This is a genomic window from Streptomyces sp. NPDC088733 (assembly GCF_044751185.1).
Taxonomy (GTDB): domain Bacteria; phylum Actinomycetota; class Actinomycetes; order Streptomycetales; family Streptomycetaceae; genus Actinacidiphila.
In genome coordinates this window covers 1-16,618 of sequence record NZ_JBIVLH010000025.1, presented here as the reverse complement: position 1 = coordinate 16,618, position 16,618 = coordinate 1, and the positions used below count along the sequence as shown (strand labels likewise).

16 protein-coding genes, 5 tRNA genes and 1 pseudogene are annotated in these 16,618 nt (G+C 73.9%); 11 read left to right on the top strand and 11 right to left on the bottom strand.

Annotated features, from left to right (window positions below):
• The first annotated feature begins 94 nt into the window (after positions 1-94).
• Positions 95-601 carry a DsbA family protein gene (locus ACIP64_RS33060; RefSeq protein ID WP_401594061.1) on the top strand — a complete coding sequence of 169 codons (507 nt, stop codon included), beginning with the start codon at positions 95-97 and terminating at the stop codon, positions 599-601.
• A gap of 17 nt (positions 602-618) precedes the next feature.
• Here ACIP64_RS33060 and ACIP64_RS33055 read toward each other — a convergent pair whose 3' ends face one another.
• From ACIP64_RS33055 to ACIP64_RS33045, 3 genes are all read right to left on the bottom strand, one after another.
• Positions 619-1,458 (bottom strand): GNAT family N-acetyltransferase, encoded by an 840-nt coding sequence (locus tag ACIP64_RS33055; protein ID WP_401594058.1) that lies wholly within the window; start codon positions 1,456-1,458, stop codon positions 619-621.
• A gap of 33 nt (positions 1,459-1,491) precedes the next feature.
• A complete protein-coding gene (locus ACIP64_RS33050) occupies positions 1,492-2,256 on the bottom strand; it encodes an aminotransferase class IV (protein WP_401594352.1) in 765 nt (254 codons plus the stop codon).
• Positions 2,257-2,323: 67 nt separating this feature from the next.
• On the bottom strand, positions 2,324-3,382 hold the full coding sequence (locus ACIP64_RS33045; RefSeq protein ID WP_401594056.1) for a chorismate-binding protein: 1,059 nt from the start codon (positions 3,380-3,382) through the stop codon (positions 2,324-2,326).
• A 202-nt stretch (positions 3,383-3,584) separates the two neighbouring features.
• Here ACIP64_RS33045 and ACIP64_RS33040 point away from each other — a divergent pair.
• The 5 genes from ACIP64_RS33040 to ACIP64_RS33020 all read left to right on the top strand — a co-directional run bounded on the left by ACIP64_RS33040 (position 3,585) and on the right by ACIP64_RS33020 (position 4,041).
• Positions 3,585-3,657: transfer RNA gene (locus ACIP64_RS33040), tRNA-Gly, on the top strand.
• Positions 3,658-3,684: 27 nt separating this feature from the next.
• A tRNA-Cys gene (locus tag ACIP64_RS33035) sits at positions 3,685-3,755 on the top strand.
• A 4-nt stretch (positions 3,756-3,759) separates the two neighbouring features.
• A tRNA-Val gene (locus tag ACIP64_RS33030) sits at positions 3,760-3,831 on the top strand.
• Positions 3,832-3,864: 33 nt separating this feature from the next.
• Positions 3,865-3,936 (top strand) — tRNA-Val (locus tag ACIP64_RS33025).
• 30 nt (positions 3,937-3,966) lie between these two features.
• Positions 3,967-4,041, top strand: a tRNA-Val gene (locus ACIP64_RS33020).
• 40 nt (positions 4,042-4,081) lie between these two features.
• Here ACIP64_RS33020 and ACIP64_RS33015 read toward each other — a convergent pair.
• The 4 genes from ACIP64_RS33015 to ACIP64_RS33000 form a co-directional block, all read right to left on the bottom strand.
• On the bottom strand, positions 4,082-4,375 hold the full coding sequence (locus ACIP64_RS33015; RefSeq protein ID WP_401594053.1) for a zf-TFIIB domain-containing protein: 294 nt from the start codon (positions 4,373-4,375) through the stop codon (positions 4,082-4,084).
• A 7-nt stretch (positions 4,376-4,382) separates the two neighbouring features.
• On the bottom strand, positions 4,383-5,375 hold the full coding sequence (locus ACIP64_RS33010) for a phosphotransferase enzyme family protein (protein WP_401594349.1): 993 nt from the start codon (positions 5,373-5,375) through the stop codon (positions 4,383-4,385).
• 213 nt (positions 5,376-5,588) lie between these two features.
• A complete protein-coding gene (locus tag ACIP64_RS33005) occupies positions 5,589-5,792 on the bottom strand; it encodes a hypothetical protein (RefSeq protein WP_360917238.1) in 204 nt (67 codons plus the stop codon).
• A gap of 269 nt (positions 5,793-6,061) precedes the next feature.
• Positions 6,062-6,304, bottom strand: coding sequence for a hypothetical protein (locus tag ACIP64_RS33000; protein ID WP_360917241.1), 243 nt, complete (start codon positions 6,302-6,304; stop codon positions 6,062-6,064).
• Positions 6,305-6,511: 207 nt separating this feature from the next.
• On the opposite strand from ACIP64_RS33000, the gene ACIP64_RS32995 reads away from it, so the two are divergent.
• From ACIP64_RS32995 to ACIP64_RS32975, 5 genes are all read left to right on the top strand, one after another.
• On the top strand, positions 6,512-7,687 hold the full coding sequence (locus tag ACIP64_RS32995; RefSeq protein WP_401594346.1) for a protein kinase: 1,176 nt from the start codon (positions 6,512-6,514) through the stop codon (positions 7,685-7,687).
• A 690-nt stretch (positions 7,688-8,377) separates the two neighbouring features.
• A complete protein-coding gene (locus tag ACIP64_RS32990; RefSeq protein ID WP_401594050.1) occupies positions 8,378-9,562 on the top strand; it encodes an acyl-CoA dehydrogenase family protein in 1,185 nt (394 codons plus the stop codon).
• Complete coding sequence (locus ACIP64_RS32985) at positions 9,559-10,680, top strand: acyl-CoA dehydrogenase family protein (RefSeq protein WP_401594047.1); 1,122 nt, start codon at positions 9,559-9,561, stop codon at positions 10,678-10,680. The genes ACIP64_RS32990 and ACIP64_RS32985 overlap by 4 nt, the downstream gene beginning before the upstream one ends.
• A gap of 127 nt (positions 10,681-10,807) precedes the next feature.
• Positions 10,808-12,307: a long-chain fatty acid--CoA ligase gene (locus ACIP64_RS32980; RefSeq protein WP_401594044.1), complete on the top strand. Its 1,500-nt coding sequence runs from the start codon at positions 10,808-10,810 to the stop codon at positions 12,305-12,307.
• Positions 12,308-12,327: 20 nt separating this feature from the next.
• Positions 12,328-13,599 (top strand): PucR family transcriptional regulator, encoded by a 1,272-nt coding sequence (locus ACIP64_RS32975; RefSeq protein ID WP_401594042.1) that lies wholly within the window; start codon positions 12,328-12,330, stop codon positions 13,597-13,599.
• On the opposite strand, the gene ACIP64_RS32970 is transcribed toward ACIP64_RS32975, so the two are convergent.
• The 4 genes and pseudogenes from ACIP64_RS32970 to ACIP64_RS32955 all read right to left on the bottom strand — a co-directional run.
• Positions 13,587-14,321, bottom strand: coding sequence for an acetoacetate decarboxylase (locus ACIP64_RS32970; RefSeq protein ID WP_401594040.1), 735 nt, complete (start codon positions 14,319-14,321; stop codon positions 13,587-13,589). The two genes, ACIP64_RS32975 and ACIP64_RS32970, sit on opposite strands and share 13 nt — an antisense overlap.
• Before the next feature lie 58 nt (positions 14,322-14,379).
• Positions 14,380-15,597 carry a CaiB/BaiF CoA transferase family protein gene (locus ACIP64_RS32965; RefSeq protein WP_401594038.1) on the bottom strand — a complete coding sequence of 406 codons (1,218 nt, stop codon included), beginning with the start codon at positions 15,595-15,597 and terminating at the stop codon, positions 14,380-14,382.
• Positions 15,598-15,739: 142 nt separating this feature from the next.
• Positions 15,740-16,351 (bottom strand): histidine phosphatase family protein, encoded by a 612-nt coding sequence (locus tag ACIP64_RS32960; protein ID WP_401594035.1) that lies wholly within the window; start codon positions 16,349-16,351, stop codon positions 15,740-15,742.
• Between the two features lie 117 nt (positions 16,352-16,468).
• Positions 16,469-16,618 (bottom strand): annotated as a pseudogene (locus ACIP64_RS32955) (6-phosphogluconate dehydrogenase); the annotation flags it as partial.

Below are 16,618 nucleotides of genomic sequence, written 5' to 3'. Positions count from 1 at the left end.
ATCGTGCACCTGTACGGCCCTGCCGGGCCATGGTCCGCGGGCAACGTCAGGGTGATCTCCGGGACGCCTCCTCCCCCGGTGGGAGACTGGCCCCATGAACCAAGCGACCCCCGGCACCGCTTTCCTGGAGTTCTGGTGCGAACTCCAGTGCCCCGACTGCGCCGCCGCCCTGACCGACCTCCGCACGCTGCGGGAGACCTACGGCGACGCCCTGGAGATCCAGCTCCGCCACTTCCCGCTGGAGAAGCACAAGCACTCCTACGCCGCCGCCCAGGCCGCCGAGGAGGCGTTCGCGCAGGGCCGCGGATGGGAGTACGCCGAGGCCGTCCTCGCGCGCACGGAGGAGCTCGGCAGCCGGGGGGAGCCGCTGCTCGTGGACATCGCGGCGGAGCTGGGGCTGGACGCGGAGGAGTTCGACACCGCGCTCGTCGACGGCCGCCACCTGCTGATCGTCGACGCGGACCACGCGGAGGGCAAGGCGATCGGCGTGACCGGGACCCCCACCTACGTCATCGGCGGGGAGCGGTTCGACGGCGGGAAGAGCCAGGAGGGGCTGCGCGAGCGCGTCGAGGCGGTGGCCGACCGGCTGCTCGGGCGGTAGGGGCGCGGCCGCCGCTGTCAGAGCAGCGGTTTGGCGAAGTGGACCTGCGTGGTGCGGTAGCCCAGCGACTCGTACAGCCGCAGCGCGGGATCGTTGCCGGCGAAGACGTTGAGGCCGAGCCAGTGCAGCCCGTCGGCGACGCAGGCGCCCTCGGCGGCGAGCATCAGGGTGCGCCCGTGGCCGCGGCCGCGGTGGGCCTCGGCCACATGGACGTCGTAGACGTAGCCGGCCGGCTCGCCGTCGTCCGTGGCCCGGCGGCCCACCCACAGGTCGCCGACGTCCTCGCCGCCGACGCGGAGGACCCGCAGCACGATGCCGGGGGTCGCCAGGCCCTCCGGCAGCGCGGAGCGGTGGTCGGCCTCGGCCTTGGCGCGGGCCTGCGCCTCGGGGACGCCGCGCAGGGTCCAGCTGCGCACATAGTCGTCCTGCATCCGGGCCAGCCACGCCGGGAAGTCCGCCTCGGTCATCGCCCGCGGCTCGCTGCCCTCCGGCAGCGCGGGCGGCGCGTCGGGGAGCGCCTTGAGCATGTTCCGGTTCCGCTCCGAGTACCCGAGGGTCCTGGCCAGCCGGAATGCGGCGGTCTCACCGGACCGGACGGTGACCTCGATCCGGCGGCAGCCCCAGTCCCGCAGCACCTCCTCGGCGGCGAGGGCGGCGACCGTACCGCGGCCCCGGCGCTGCTGGCCGTGCTCGATCCGCAGGGCCACGATGCGACCGGTCTCCGGGCCAAACCGGGCGTCCGTGCACAGCGTCGTCTCCCCCACGGGGCGGCCGTTGACGCAGATGTGGTAGCGGCGGGCGCGGACGCCGCCGCGCCACGTCTGTTCGGGCTCCGCGGGTCGCAGCGTGGTCGTCATGGTCAGGAGTTCTACTCGGTCGGCGCCCGCACGTCACGGGTTGACGTTCTCGGCCGCGCGCTCGGCGAAGACGCGCATCGCCTTGGCGGTCACCGGGCCCGGAGTTCCGGGCAGTTCACGGGCGTCGGTGCGGTGGACGGCCTGCACGTCGCGCAGGGTCGAGGTCAGGAAGATCTCGTCGGCCTGCTCGAGCACGTCCAGCGGCAGGTCCGCCTCCTCGGCCCCGGCCCAGTCGGCCACCAGCTCGCGGGTGATGCCGGCCAGGCAGCCGGAGGCCAGCGGCGGGGTGAGCAGCTTGCCGCCCACGACGACGAAGACGTTGGAGCCGGTGCCCTCGCAGAGCGCCCCCTGAGTGTTGGCGAACAGGGCCTCCGAGGCGCCCTCGCGGTGGGCGCGGGCCAGGGCGACGACGTTCTCGCCGTAGGACGTGGTCTTCAGCCCGGCCAGGGCGCCCTTCTCGTTGCGCGTCCAGGGCACCGTGATGACGGCCGTGCTGTCCGGGCGCGGGTTCGCCGAGCCGAGGGCGACCACGAGGGTCGGGCCGGCGGTGCCGCGTTCGGAGCCCAGCGGCGAAGTGCCGCCGGTGTAGGTGATCCGCAGCCGGCCCAGCGGCACCGGGTCGGCGGCCAGGACCGCCTCGCACGCGTGCCGCACCGCGTCGAGGTCGGGCTCGGGCAGGCCCAGGCCCGCCGCCGAGCGGGCCAGGCGCCGCAGGTGCCGGTCCATGGCGAAGGCCGTGCCCCGCGAGGCCTTGAGCGTCTCGAAAACGCCGTCGCCCACGGTCATTCCGTGGTCCATCACGGACACCAGGGCATCGTCGGCCTCGCGCAGCGCGCCGTTGACCCAGATCGTCGTGCTCACCGTGTCACTCCGCCTCGTCGTCGCAGTCGTACACACCCGACGCTACCGCCAGCAGCCGGGACGCCTTCAGCTCGGTCTCGTCCCACTCGCGCCCGGGGTCCGAGCCCCAGGTGATGCCGGCGCCGGTGCCGAAGCGCAACTGGGGCGGACCGGGCGCGGTGCGGTCGATCCAGAAGGTCCGGATGCCGACCGCGAGGGCGCCGGTGCGGCGGTCGGCGTCGACCCAGCCGATGCCGCCGCAGTAGGGGCCGCGGGGGGCCGTCTCCAGCTCCTCGATGATGCGCAGGGCGCTGGACTTGGGGGCACCGGTGACGGAACCGGGCGGGAAGGCGGCGGCCAGCAGGTCGGGCCAGCCGGCTCCCTCGCGCAGCTCGCCGCGGACGGTGGAGACCAGATGGACCAGGCCGGGGTGCTTCTCCACGACGCACAGGTCGGGGACCGTGACCGTGCCGGTGGCGCAGACCCGTCCGAGGTCGTTGCGGACCAGGTCCACGATCATGACGTTCTCGGCGTGGTCCTTGGGCAGCAGGTCGGCCTCGGTGCGGCCGGTGCCCTTGATCGGCCCGGACTCGATCACGCCGCCGCGGCGGCGCAGGAACAGCTCCGGGGAGGCGGTGGCGATCTCCACGCCGTGCCCGGGCAGCCGGACGGTGCCCCCGTACGGTGCCGGGTTGCCGAGCGCGAGGGCGGCGCCGAGGGCGTCGATGTCGGCGTCCGGGTCGGGCAGCGGCGCGGACAGCACGCGGCAGAGGTTGGCCTGGTAGACGTCGCCGGCCGCGATGTACTCCCGCACGCGGCGCACTCCGGCGGTGTAGGCGGCGCGGTCCAGGGAGGACGTCCAGGCGCCGGCGGCCGGGCCGTGCCAGCGCGCGGCGGCGCGCCGGGGGGCCGGTCCGGGATCGGGAACGACCGTGCCGAAGCGCGCGCAGACCGTTCCGCCCTCGAAGCCGGCGACGACCGCCCAGAAGCCGGAGGAGTCCAGTGCGGCGGGGTCGCTGGTGACATCCCGCAGGTCGGAGGCGAGAAAGCCGCCGATTCTGGCGAGGGGGGCGAGGTCGGGCACGGGGCTTCCCAGGTCGGTCCGTCAGGGTGAATGCGAGTGTAAGTCGGCACCGGCGGGCCAGATGCGCTGGTCACCGACCCGGCACGCTGCGAAAACGCGTTTTGGAGGCGGGGCGGTCTTCCGCTAGAGTTCAACTCGTCGCCGGGACGCGGAAGCGCCCCGGCCGAGGTCCCGCCCGGGTGCGAGCTCCGGGGGAGACGCTGCGGACGTGGCTCAGTTGGTAGAGCATCACCTTGCCAAGGTGAGGGTCGCGAGTTCGAATCTCGTCGTCCGCTCGAAGTGGGGGTTCCGGCCCCCGCGCTGGTGGAGTGGCCGAGAGGCGAGGCAACGGCCTGCAAAGCCGTCTACACGGGTTCAAATCCCGTCTCCACCTCTTCGGACGATTAGCTCAGCGGGAGAGCGCTTCCCTGACACGGAAGAGGTCACTGGTTCAATCCCAGTATCGTCCACTGGGGCTCCGGCCCCCGAGGGTCTTCCCTCACGCGCGATTAGCTCAGCGGGAGAGCGCTTCCCTGACACGGAAGAGGTCACTGGTTCAATCCCAGTATCGCGCACGCGGTATCAGAGGTACCCGTGGTTCCCGAGGACGATTAGCTCAGCGGGAGAGCGCTTCCCTGACACGGAAGAGGTCACTGGTTCAATCCCAGTATCGTCCACCACCCCAGAGGGCCGGAGCGTTTGCTCCGGCCCTCTGTCGTCTCAGGACGAGAAGAGCATGTGCGCCCAGCTGCTGTGCTTGTGGTGGCCGTGGTGGCCCCCGTGGTGACCGCCGTGCTGCGGCGCGCCCCAGGCCGGAGCGGCGTGCTGCTGCGGGTAGGCCTGCGGGTAACCGGGCGGCGGCGGAGCGGGCTGGGTGAACTGCGACTCCACCCGGGTCAGGGCCTCCAGCTCCCCGTAGTCCAGGAAGATTCCCCGGCAGTTGACGCACTGCTCGATCTGGACGCCACTGCGGTTGAACGTCTGCATTTGGCCATGACACTTGGGACAGAGCATCGTCGGCTCATCTCCTCGCTCGCACCGGCCGGGGGTTCTCCCCCGGCGTTGAACTGAACTTTACTTCCGCGATTCGGCGGCATGTGTCGAGGACGGCTTGTTCCGTTCCGTCCAGCGCGCGGCCCTCCCGCGCGGCCTTGGCGACGGCTATGGCGGCCGTCTGCACCGCCAACGCCCGTGCCGCCACGTCCAGATGCGGCCACGGATCGCCGTCGGCGGGAACGGCGGGGCCGCCGGCGGCGCGGTACGCGCCGAGGAAGCGGCCCCAGTCGGCGGGGTCCAGCAGCCCGGTCGCGAACCACATCGCGGGCCGGGCCAGGTCCCAGGCGGGCCGGCCGAGCCCGAGATCGTCCACGTCGATCAGCCGCCACGGGCCCAGCGGCGCGGGGTGGCGCACCAGTTGGCCCAGGTGGAGGTCGCCGTGGCACAGCGCGGCGCCTTCGCGCGGCTGCGGTGCCTCGTCACGGGCCCAGGCGGGCAGCCCCCGCCAGGCCGCCAGGACGGCCGGCTCCGGCGCGCCCGCCGCCAGCATCCGGGCCACCCCCCGGGCCGCCTTGGCGGGCCCGCGCATGGGCGGCAGCGGGCCGGGCAGCGCGCCGACCGGGACCGAGTGCAGCCGGGCGAGCAGCGTGCCCGCGTCCTGCCAGGGCGCGACGTCCGTCTCGTCGGGGTCGACGGGGCGGCCGTAGGGCCACAGCGTCACCGTGCGGCCCTGTACGGGCGCGCTCAGGGCCCCGTCACGGCCGGGCAGCGCCGCCGGGGGCAGCAGGATGCCGTCGAGCAGCGGATGCGCGGCCACGCGCAGCCGTACGGAGAGCGCGTCGGGGTCGGTGTCGCCCGCGTGGGCCTTGGCGACCAGGTCGCCGCTGCGCACGACCGTGGACTCGGCGCGCTCGGCCAGCACGGCGGGCTCCGGCGGACGCGCCGGGCCGGGAATCCCCGAGGCCGCTGCCGCGACCGCCCCCAAGGCGCGCGTCAGCGGCGGTGCACTGCTGGTCAACGACTCCCCCACTGCTGGTTTCACCGGCCCACTGTGCGGCAGCGCGCCGCGCGGTGGCAATGCCGGAAGAACCTGAAGAACCTGAAGAAGATGCCCGGGTACCGCCACAGGTACCCGGGCACTCATGCCGTCCGCCGGACCCCCGTCCCCACGGGGTTACTTCACCGGCTGTCGCTGGTCCGGACCGCTCTTCCGGACCCTCGGAGCGATCTGTCAGCGCCCCATCAGACCGGCTACGGACGACGCCTGTGTGACGACCGCGTCCCAGCCCCCGAAGACCACCGCGAGCAGCACCGCCAGCGGCAGGGCCATGGCCACCGCCACCAGAGGGTGCCGGGTGCCGGACGGACGTATGCCGAAGGCGGCGATCCTGCTGCCGCGCCCCGGCCGCACCGGGCGGCTCACCGTGTTCGCCATGGCCCTCTCCTGGGTCCCGTGGTCGTGCATCCTTGTGGTGATGTTCAGGGCGGCGGGCGTTTGACCTCGGGGGACGAGTGCTCCGCCCGCCGCTTGACCTCAACACTAGGCGGGCGTCCCGGGGCGGGTCGTCATGCCTTCGTACCCCTTCTCCGGCCTCCCCCAGGATGACTCCGCGTCGCCTGGCGTACTCCCGTGGGTGGAGGTGACGGCCGGTTGCCCCGGGACATCCCCGAGGGGATGTCCCGGGGACGGGCGCGGCGGGGCGGTCAGTCCCCGTCGCCCTCCTCGGTGTCGTCCCTGGGTACGGGCTGCTCCACCAGCGCGAGGACCCGCGTCGCCATGAAGCGCGCGGTCCGCACGACCGAGCCGGACCGGGTGACTTCGCTCACTTCCACCACCCCTCGGCGCACTGCCGTCTCGACCCTGCGACCTGCCCTGGTGGCCACCACTTCGTACGTCCTGGTCGTGTCCCCCGCGTCCACGACGATCTCCACACGATCACCTTTCATGGCGTCAATCCCCCTTGCCCGATGGATTGTTGACGGCATGAAGAAAATCCGGCCCCGGATCGGCCGGACCGTTCCCCACTCTTCAAGGATCCCACCCGGCACTGACAATCCCCCGTCCGGCGCGGGCGCGGCCTCGCGGCGCGACGCTCTGTCAGTCCGTAAGCTGTCGACGTCAGACTGGCCGGGCAGGCAGCGGGGATGGACGACATGACGATGATGCGGCTCCGGCGCGAGGACCCGCGTGTCGTCGGCTCGTTCCGGCTGCACCGGAGACTCGGCGCGGGCGGCATGGGGGTGGTGTACCTGGGCGCCGACAAGCGCGGCCAGCGCGTCGCGCTCAAGGTGATCCGCCCCGAGCTCGCCGAGGACCAGGAGTTCCGCTCCCGCTTCGCCCGCGAGGTCTCCGCCGCCCGGCGCATCCGCGGCGGCTGCACGGCGCGGCTGGTGGCCGCGGACCTGGAGGCCGAACGCCCCTGGTTCGCCACGCAGTACGTGCCCGGCCCCTCCCTCCACGACAAGGTCGCCCGCGACGGCATCCTGCCGGCCGCCGAGGTCGCCTCGATCGGCGCGGCCCTGGCCGAGGGCCTGGTCGCCGTGCACGAGGCCGGGGTCGTCCACCGCGACCTGAAGCCCTCCAACATCCTGCTGTCGCCCAAGGGTCCGCGCATCATCGACTTCGGCATCGCCTGGTCGACCGGCGCAAGCACGCTCACCCACGTGGGCACGGCGGTCGGCTCCCCGGGCTTCCTCGCCCCGGAGCAGGTCCGCGGGGCCGCCGTCACCCCCGCGACGGACGTCTTCGCCTTCGGCGCGACGCTGGCCTACGCCGCCACGGGCGACTCGCCCTTCGGGCAGGGCAGTTCGGAGGTCATGCTCTACCGCGTCGTCCACGAGGAGCCGGACCTCGCGGGCGTCCCGGACTCGCTCGCCCCCCTGGTCCACGCCTGCCTGACGAAGGATCCGGAGGCACGGCCCAGCACGGTGCGGCTCTCCGAGCGGCTCGCCGAGATCGCCGCCCGCGAGGCCCGCGGGCACGGTCCGGGCCGGCGGGACATCGTGCCCAAGGCGGCGGGCCCCCGCCCCGAGCGGCCCACGGGCCCGCGGGCGCAGGCGTACGCCGACCAGCAGACGGAGCGGCGCACGGCCCCGGGGACGCCCGCCCCCGGTCCGCGGACCCCTGCCCGCACGCCCGCCCGGACCCCTTCCGGCCGCACCCCGGCGAACCGCCGTCCCGGCGGCCCGGACCGGCGACTGCTGCGGCAGCGGCTCGTCGTGTTCGTGACGGTCACGCTGCTCGTGGCGCTCGGGATCGCCGCCGCGCAGGGCTGTCAGGGCCCCTCACGCGGCCTGCGGTCCCCTTCCGGGGTTGCGGCCCACGCGTAGCGCTGCGCTTCGCTGATCCGGGTTTTTTCCCCGCCCTCCCGCCCGTGTGCCCTGTGAAGTCAGGTACCCCGACGCGCCTTGTGTGGGGGCCGGGTGCGGGCCCTCCGGGGCTGCCATTCTGGACAGCACATTTAGGTGCCTCAGGTACTCGCATTGATCGCTCCGGGTTGTGCACCCAAATATGCTCCAGTGTCCAGAACGCCACCCCTACGACCCCGCCCCCTCCGTGAGCTCTCGCGCCTGATCCCCGGTGGGTGGGTATGGACGGCACCGTGCTCGGGCACCCGTTGGCGCCGCGCCAACGACCTGCTCCGCCGTCACCGCCCACAGACACCCCACCGGCCGTCAGTCGCCCCAACGGCCCCGGGAGGGGGTGCGCCGGGGTCCGCCCGCTGGGGGCACCTCCCAGCGGTAGCTGGGGGAGGGACGAGCGGAGACTGCGTGGTCGATGCCGAACGATGTGGGGGCACACCGCGAGCGCCGTGGGGGTCCCCCCGGCCGAAGGTTGGGGGAGGACTCCGGAGCGGCGCCGACCCCACAACGCACGCAGCGCAGGGCCCGCACTCACCGTGCCGGGCACACGGGAGGGAGGGTGGGGAAAAGGAGCCCCAGGGGGTGACGCCAGAGGCCCCGGTGGGTTACTTTCCAAGCGCTTGCTTAGTGAACCGCGACCGCGGAGGTACGCACCGCATGACGCTCACCCCCGAGGAGCTGCGCGAACGCGTGCGCACGCTGCTCGCCTCGTACGATCCCGCGGCGACCGACCGCCCGGACTTCCTGCGGGCCCGGTTCGACGCCGGGCTGGCGTGGGTGCACTACCCGGAGGGCCTCGGCGGGCTCGGCGCGCCCCGTGCGCTGCAGGCCGTGGTGGACGCGGAGCTGGCGGCCGCAGGGGCGCCGGACAACGAGCCCCGCCGCATCGGCATCGGCCTGGGAATGGCGGCCCCGACCGTCCTCCGCTACGGCACCGAGGAGCAGAAGTCCCGCTTCCTGCGCCCGCTGTGGACCGGCGAGGAGGTCTGGTGCCAGCTGTTCAGCGAGCCGGGCGCCGGGTCCGACCTCGCGGGCCTGCGCACCCGGGCGGTCAGGGACGGCGACGACTGGATCGTGTCCGGCCAGAAGGTGTGGACGTCCAACGCCCACAACGCGCGCTGGGCGATCCTGATCGCCCGCACCGACCCGGACCTCCCTAAGCACCAAGGCATCACCTACTTCGTGTGCGACATGAGCGACTCCGGGGTGGAGGTGCGGCCGCTGCGCCAGATCACGGGCGAGGCGGAGTTCAACGAGGTCTTCCTCACCGGCGTCCGGATCCCGGACGCGCACCGCCTCGGTGCCGTCGGCGACGGCTGGCGGGTGGCGCAGACGACGCTGATGAACGAGCGGGTCGCGATCGGCGGCACGGCGCTGCCCCGCGAGGGCGGCATGATCGGCACGGTCGCCGCGACGTGGCGGGAGCGGCCGGAGCTGCGCACGCCGGACCTGCACGACCGCCTGCTGCGGCTCTGGGTGGACGCCGAGGTCACCCGCCTCACCGGCGAACGGCTGCGCCAGCAGCTCGCGGTGGGCGCGCCCGGCCCCGAGGGCTCGGGCATGAAGCTGGCGTTCGCCGCGCTCAACCAGCGCGTCAGCGGGCTGGAGGTCGAGCTGCTGGGCGAGGACGGACTGCGCTACGGCGACTGGACGATGACCCGGCCGGAGATCGTCGACTTCTACGGCCGCGACGCCGGCTACCGCTACCTGCGGGCGAAGGGCAACTCGATCGAGGGCGGCACGTCCGAGATCCTGCGCAACATCATCTCCGAGCGGGTCCTCGGCCTGCCCTCCGAGCCCCGTACGGACAAGGACGTCCCGTGGAAGGACCTGCCGCGATGAGTTCCGATCTGCTGTACTCCGACGTCGAGGACGATCTGCGCTCGGCGGTGCGCGGGCTGCTCGCGGACCGGTGCGCGCCCGCGGACGTGCTGGCGCACGTCGCCGGCGGCGCGTCCCACGACGGGGCGCTGTGGCGCACGCTCGCGCGGGAAATGGGCCTCGCGGGGCTGCTGGTGCCGGAGAAGCTGGGCGGTCAGGGCGCCTCGGCCCGGGAGGCCGCGGTGGTGCTGGAGGAGCTGGGCGCCTTCGTCGCGCCGGTTCCGTTCCTGGGCAGTGCCGTGCTGGCGACGTCCGCCCTGCTCGCGGCGGGCACCGAGGACGCGGACGCGGTGGCGGCCCGGCTCGCCGAGGGCACGGAGCCGGCGGCGCTCGCCGTGCCCCTGCCCACCGCGCCGGACGCGGCCTTCCCCGCGACGGTGCGCGCGGACGCGGACGGAGTGCTGACCGGGCGCGTGACCAGCGTGGCGGACGGTTCCGCCGCCGGGCTGCTGCTCGTGCCCGCGCTGGGTCCCGGCGGCCCGGAGCTGTACGTGGTGCGGGCGGACGCCGAGGGAGTCGAGGTATCCGTTCCCGTACCGCTCGACCTGACCCGGCCCATCGCCGACATCACGTTCACCGGGACTGCGGGCCGTCGCGTCGCGGGTCCCGGGAGTGCCGCCGCGGCGCTGCGCGCCGCGCTGCTGACCGGCGCGGGGCTGCTGGCGTCGGAGCAACTGGGCGTCGCGCAGTGGTGCCTGGACGAGACGGTGCGGTATCTGAAGGAGCGGCACCAGTTCGGCCGCGCGGTCGGCTCGTTCCAGGCGCTCAAGCACCGGTTCGCGGACCTGTGGCTCGAACTCGTGCAGGCCCGTGCCGCCGCCCGCAACGCCGCCGACGCGCTCGCGCGCGGCGACCGGGAGGCGGCGGTGGCGGTCGCCGTGGCGCAGGCGTTCTGCGCGCCGGTGGCGGTGCGTGCCGCCGAGGAGTGCATCCAGCTGCACGCCGGCATCGGCATGACCTGGGAGCACCCCGCGCACCTGTATCTGAAGCGCGCCAAGGCCGACGAGATCGCGCTGGGTACGCCCGGCCGCCACCGGGCCGCCCTGGCGGCGCTGGTGGACCTTCCGCCGGCGAACTGAGTCACCGCACGGTGCGGTGGCCGGGCCCTGCACCGGGGCGTAGCGTCACAAGGGAGCGGCGCCTGCACCGCGCTCCGGTTGGTCTGCGGCCCGGTGCGGCGGCACGACGCTGGAGGGCGGTTCCGGTATGAACCTCGCTTCTGACCTGGTGGACAGCGCCCGCGCCCACCCGGACCGCGCGGCACTGCGCGCCGGGTCCGACACCGTTGCGTACCGCGCCCTCGACGAGGGCAGTGCCGCGCTGGCACGGCGGCTGCGCGACCGGGGCGTCGCACCGGGCGACCGCGTCGCGATCATGCTGCCCAACACCCCGGAATTCGCCGTAGCGTACTTCGGCGCGCTCCGGGCCGGCGGCATCGTCGTCCCGATGAACCCGCTGCTCAAGTCCCCCGAGGTCGCCTACTACCTGGGCGACTCGGGCGCGCGGCTGCTCTTCGTGTGGCACGCCGTCGCCGGCGAGGCGCGGGCCGGTGCCCGGCAGGCCGGGGCCGAGATGGCCGTGGTCGAACCCGGCGGGTTCGACGGGCTGCTCGCGTCCGGCCCCTCCACCGGGGACATGACCGACCGGCACGCGGACGACACCGCGGTGATCCTCTACACCTCGGGCACGACCGGGCACCCGAAGGGCGCGGAGCTGACCCATGCCAACCTGACCCGCAACCGCGACGTGGCCGCCGAGCTGATCCGGCTCGGCCCCGACGACGTGGTCTTCGGGGGCCTGCCGCTGTTCCACGCGTTCGGGCAGACCTGCACGCTCAACGCCTCCGTCACCGCCGGGGCCTGCCTGACGCTGGTCCAGCACTTCCGCGCGGAGGCGGCCCTGGCCGTCCTCGCCGAGCACGGGGTGACCGTCCTGGCCGGAGTGCCGACGATCTTCCGCAGGCTGCTGCAGCCGCCCGGCAGGGAGAGCTACGACCTGTCCCGGCTGCGGCTGTGCATCTCCGGCGGTGCGTCGTTGCCGGGCCAGGTGCTGCGCGACTTCGAGGCCGCGTTCGGCTGCGCGGTGCTCGAGGGGTACGGCATGTCGGAGACCTCGCCCGTCGCCGCGTTCAACCCCCTCCAGGGCGCGCACAAGCCGGGTTCCGTCGGCATCCCGGCGCCGGGCGTCCGGATGCAGGTGGTCGACGGCAAGGGCGAGGAAGTGCCGTGCGGGGAGACCGGCGAGATCGTGATCAGCGGTCACAACGTGATGAAGGGCTACTGGCGGCGCCCCGAGGACACCGCGGCCGCCATCCGCGGCGGCCGGCTCCACACCGGCGACCTCGGCCGGGTCGACGAGGACGGCTACTTCTGGATCGTGGGGCGGCAGAAGGACGTCATCATCCGCGGCGGGAACAACGTGTACCCGCGGGAGATCGAGGCCGTGCTGTACACGCATCCGGCGGTCTCGGAAGCGGCGGTCGTGGGGCTGCCCGATACCGATCTCGGCGAGGAGGTCGGCGCGGCGGTCGTCCTCGCGCCGGGAGCCCACGCCACGGCCGGGGAACTGCAGGAGTACGTCAAGGGCCGGGTCGCCGCGTACAAGTACCCGCGAAGGATCTGGATGGTGGACTCGCTGCCGAAGGGGCCCACCGGAAAGGTCCTCAAACAGCAGATCGCCCCTCCGGCCGGGGCGGGCAGGCGGTAGGGCGACGGCGGCGGACGCGCATGGACACGACGGGGAGCGCTCCCGAGGCCGCGAAGCAACTCTCCCTGACCGCGGCGCACATGAGGCCGCGCCTGCCGGACGTCAGTCGCGGCATCCGGGACCACGTGGTCGCGGAACTGCCGCAACTCGGCTGCGACGGGACCCTTCTGAGGCTCCTGCACGCCGCTGTCTCGGAGAGTGCCGCGACCCTGCTGGACGTCTTCGAGAACGGCATTCCGCCGGACACCGCCGGGGAACCCGCGGCGGCCCGGGAGTACGCGCGGCGGCTGGCGCAGCGCGACGTCCCGGTCACCGCGCTGATCAGGGCCTTCCGCATCATGCACGGGCGGTTCCTGCAGCGGTGTCTCGACGAGCTCCACCACCGGTCGCCGGACGAGGAGTTGTCCGCCGCGACGACCGCCCGCATGCTGGCGGTGAGCTTCGACTGGGTCGACCGCGTCACCGAGCGCGTCACCGAGGTCCACCGGCGGGAACGGGACCTCTGGCTGCTGAACGGGACCGCCGGGCTCGCCGCACGGGTCCGGGACGTCCTCGCGGAGGAGGACGCCGATCCCGGCCGGGCGGAGCCGGCCCCCGGCTACCCGCTGGCCCAGCACCACCTGGGGCTGGTGGCCTGGCTCCCCGCACCCGGCCGCGACGGTGCCGCGCCGGCCCGGCTCGGCCGGTTCACCGCCGAAATCGCCCGGGGCCTGGGCTGCGCCGCCGGCCCGCTCTTCGTCCCCCAGGACGAAGTCCTCGCCTGGGCCTGGCTGCCGCTGGGCCCGCGCCGCCAGGTCCCCTGGGAGCGGCTGTCGGACCTGGTGGAGGACGCCGATCCCGCCGTGCGGGTCTGCGCCGGAGGTGTGGAGCAGGGCGTCGAGGGCTTCCGCCGCACCCACCGGCAGGCCCTGCGCGCGCAGGAACTCGCCACGACCGCACGGTCCGCCTGCCGGTTCACGGCCTACGACCGGGTCGCGCCGATCGCCTTGATGTGCGGGGACGTCGACGCCCTGGGCGCCTGGGTCAGGGGGGTCCTGGGGCCGCTCGCCGCCGACGACGAGCACGCCTCGCGGCTGCGGGAGACACTGCGCGTCTTCCTGGCCACCGGTTGCAGTCACACTGCCACCGCCGCACGCCAGATCCTGCACAAGAACACCGTGCAGTACCGGATCCGCAAGGCCGAGGAGGCCATGGGGCACACCGTCCAGGAAGGGCGCACCGATCTGGACGTCGCGCTGCTCGCCGTGGAGCACCTGGGCGCGGTGGTCCTCGGGGGAAGTCACGCGAGGTAGTCGTGGACGACCTCGGCGGGCGGCAGGGTGAGGTCGGTCAGGATGTGGCCGGCGGAGAGGACTTCGAGGACCGGGAGGTCCGCCACCGGCGCCAGGGCGTGCTGGAAGAGCTGCAGCCGGGCGGGACCGGTCCAGGAGCCCTTGACGGTGATGTCCGTGACCTGGAACCTGACCAGTTCGCAGATGCGCGGCCTGCCGGTGTAGCCGCGGAGGATCTTCAGCATGAAGGTGGGTCGGCAGACCTCGTCGCGTGCCCGGTCCGCGGCGAGCGGGGCGTGCTTGTAGCCCATGGTGGCCGTCGCCACCCGCAGCGAGCCGTAGTCGAGGGTGCCGACCAGGGTGTCGGAGTCGACGGTCAGCCGCGGGGCGCCGAGCTTCTTCGGGTAGGCGCTGAGTTCACGGCCGCTGGCGATGGCCGGGAGGCTGTCGACGTACATCGCGGAGACGTACTCGCCCCGTTCGCCCTCGTACTCCACGGAGAGCACCTGGCCGGACTCGGCGTAGTCCCCGAGGCCGGTGGTGTCGGGCATCCTCATGAACTCGAACCGCACCGTCGGGTCGGCGACCCGCAGGGGTGCGGGCACGAGCCGTTCCAGGGCCTCGGGGTCCGTGCGGTAGGTGATGTCGAGGTACTCCCGGTCGGTGAAGCGGTACGGGCCCGGCGGGTAGGCCGGGGCGTCCAAGGGGGTGGTGAGCTGCTGGGTCACGTCCTGGGTGCGCATGGTGGGGCCTTGCCTGGGAGGGATGGATGCGGTGCGGGCCGCGCCGTCCGCCGCCGTTTCAGTCGACCGCCGCCGCCTTGCGGAGGCCCGCGATCCCGGCGTCGTCGTAGCCGAGGTCGCGGAGCACGGAATCGGTGTGCTCGCCCAGATCGGGGGCCGGCCGGGGAGGCACCTTCGGTTCCTGGTCCAGCCGCACCGGGCTGTCGACCGTCAGGTGCTGCCCGCCGGCGCCGTCCTCGATCGGGACGAGGACCCGGTTGGCGAGCAGTTGGGGGTCGCGGGCGCACTCCTCGAAGGTCTGCACGACCCCGTACGTGAGGCCCGCGGCATCGAGCAGCGCGCGCCACTCCGCCAGGGGACGGGTCGCGAAGGTCCTGTCCAGCACGGCGGCGATCTCCGCGGCGTGGAGGCGGCGGCTCGGTGTGTCGGCGTAGTCGGGGTTGCGGGCCGCCTCGGGACGGCCGATGGCCCGGAGGAAGAGCGGGACCTGCTTGTCCTCGTTGGCGAAGGCCAGCAGCAGCCAGCGGTCGTCGGCCGTGCGGTACACATTGGCGAGCGCGTTCGGCGGGTCGGTGCGGTCGGACGGGCGGGGGCCCTTGGCGCCGACCAGCACGGCCTGCAGCCACATGCTCGCGGACCAGGCGCCCTCGGCGATCAGGGAGGCCGTGACGCGGGCGCCCTCGCCGGTCCTCTCCCGCCGGTACAGCGCGGTCATGATGCCGGCGAACAAGGTGATCGCCGTCGGGTGGTCGCCCGAGCCGAACGCGTTGATCACCGGCGGCGCCCCGCGAACGCGCGTCACGTCCATCAGGCCGGTGCGCGCCCAGAAGGCGGTCGCGTCGAAGCCGGGCAGGTGCGCGTCCGGGCCCTCCTCGCCGAAGCCGGTGACGTCGGCGTAGACCAGCCGGGGGTTGAGGGGGGCCAGGTCGTCGTAGTCCAGGCGCAGCCCGGCCCGGGTGCGCGGCGGGAAGTTGGTCACCAGCACGTCCGCCCAGACCGCCAACCGCTCGACCACGGGCCGGGCTTCGGGGGACTTCAGGTCGAGGGCGATGCTGCGCTTGTTGCGGTTGTCCAGCTGCCAGGGGTAGTTGACCCCCTCGGCGCGGGGGTTCGGCGGGAAGCGGCTGAGCGCGCGGTAGCTGTCGCCGACGTGCGGTGGTTCGACCTTGACGACGTCGGCGCCGAAGTCCCCGAGCACCGTGGCCGCGGCGGGACCGGCGATGAAGCTCGCGAGGTCGACGACGTGCAGTCCCTCCAGCAGGGGTGTGTGCGCCATGGCAGGTCCTTTCCCGGTACGGCTGCCGGGGCACCGGCTGTGCCGTGTGCTGCCCCTTCGAGGCTAGGAGCCGTGGCGGGAGCGGTCATTGGGCCGGGGACACCACGTTCGGCGGGACCTTGGTGCCCGCGGACCGACGGGGCTACGCCGCGGCCGGGGTGCCCGTGCCGTTCCAGGCCTTGATGACGGGGCGGCCGTGCTCGACGCCGAGCCGGCTGACGGTGCCGGTGTCCAGGGCGAACAGTGATCCCGCGGAGGCCGGCAGGCCGAGGCGGCGGGCGGTGAGGACGCGCAGGATGTGGCCGTGGGCCACGAGGAGCACATCGCCGGCGGCGGGGTCGCGCAGCATCGGCTCGACGCGGGCGAGCACCCGGTCGGCGCGGCGGCCCACGTCGCGGGGGCTCTCCCCCGGGTGGGCGGCGGGCCCGGGGGCCACTCCGTCGGACCACAGGTTCCATGCCGGGCGGGTGCGCTGGATCTCCGCGGTGGTGATGCCCTCGTAGCCGCCGTAGTCCCATTCGCGCAGGTCGGGATCGATCTCGGCGGCGGTCGCCCCGGCCAGTTCCGCCGTGCGCACGGCGCGGCGCAGCGGGCTGGTCAGCACGAGGCCGACGTCGTGGGCGGCGAGCAGGGGGGCGACGCGGGCGGCCTCCTCCTCGCCGTGGGCCGTGAGCGGGAGGTCGGTGTGGCTGGTGTGCTGCCGGGTCAGGGTCCACGCGGTCTCGCCGTGGCGGAGCAGGAGCAGATCGCCCATGGTCGTTCATCCACTTTCGGCGTCAGGAGGGTGCGGTGTGCGGGGTGGGTCGGGAGTGGGCCGACGGGCGGCGGCGCCGGCGTGGGAACGGCCGGCGCCACCGGGATCCGGCGGTGACTACTTGCCGCCGTCGGCGCTCTCGACGGCGTGGCCGCCGAACTGGTTGCGCAGTGCGGCGATCATCTTCATCTGGGGGGAGTCGTCCTGGCGCGAGGCGAAGCGCGCGAAGAGCGACGCGGTGATCGCGGGCAGCGGCACGGCGTGGTC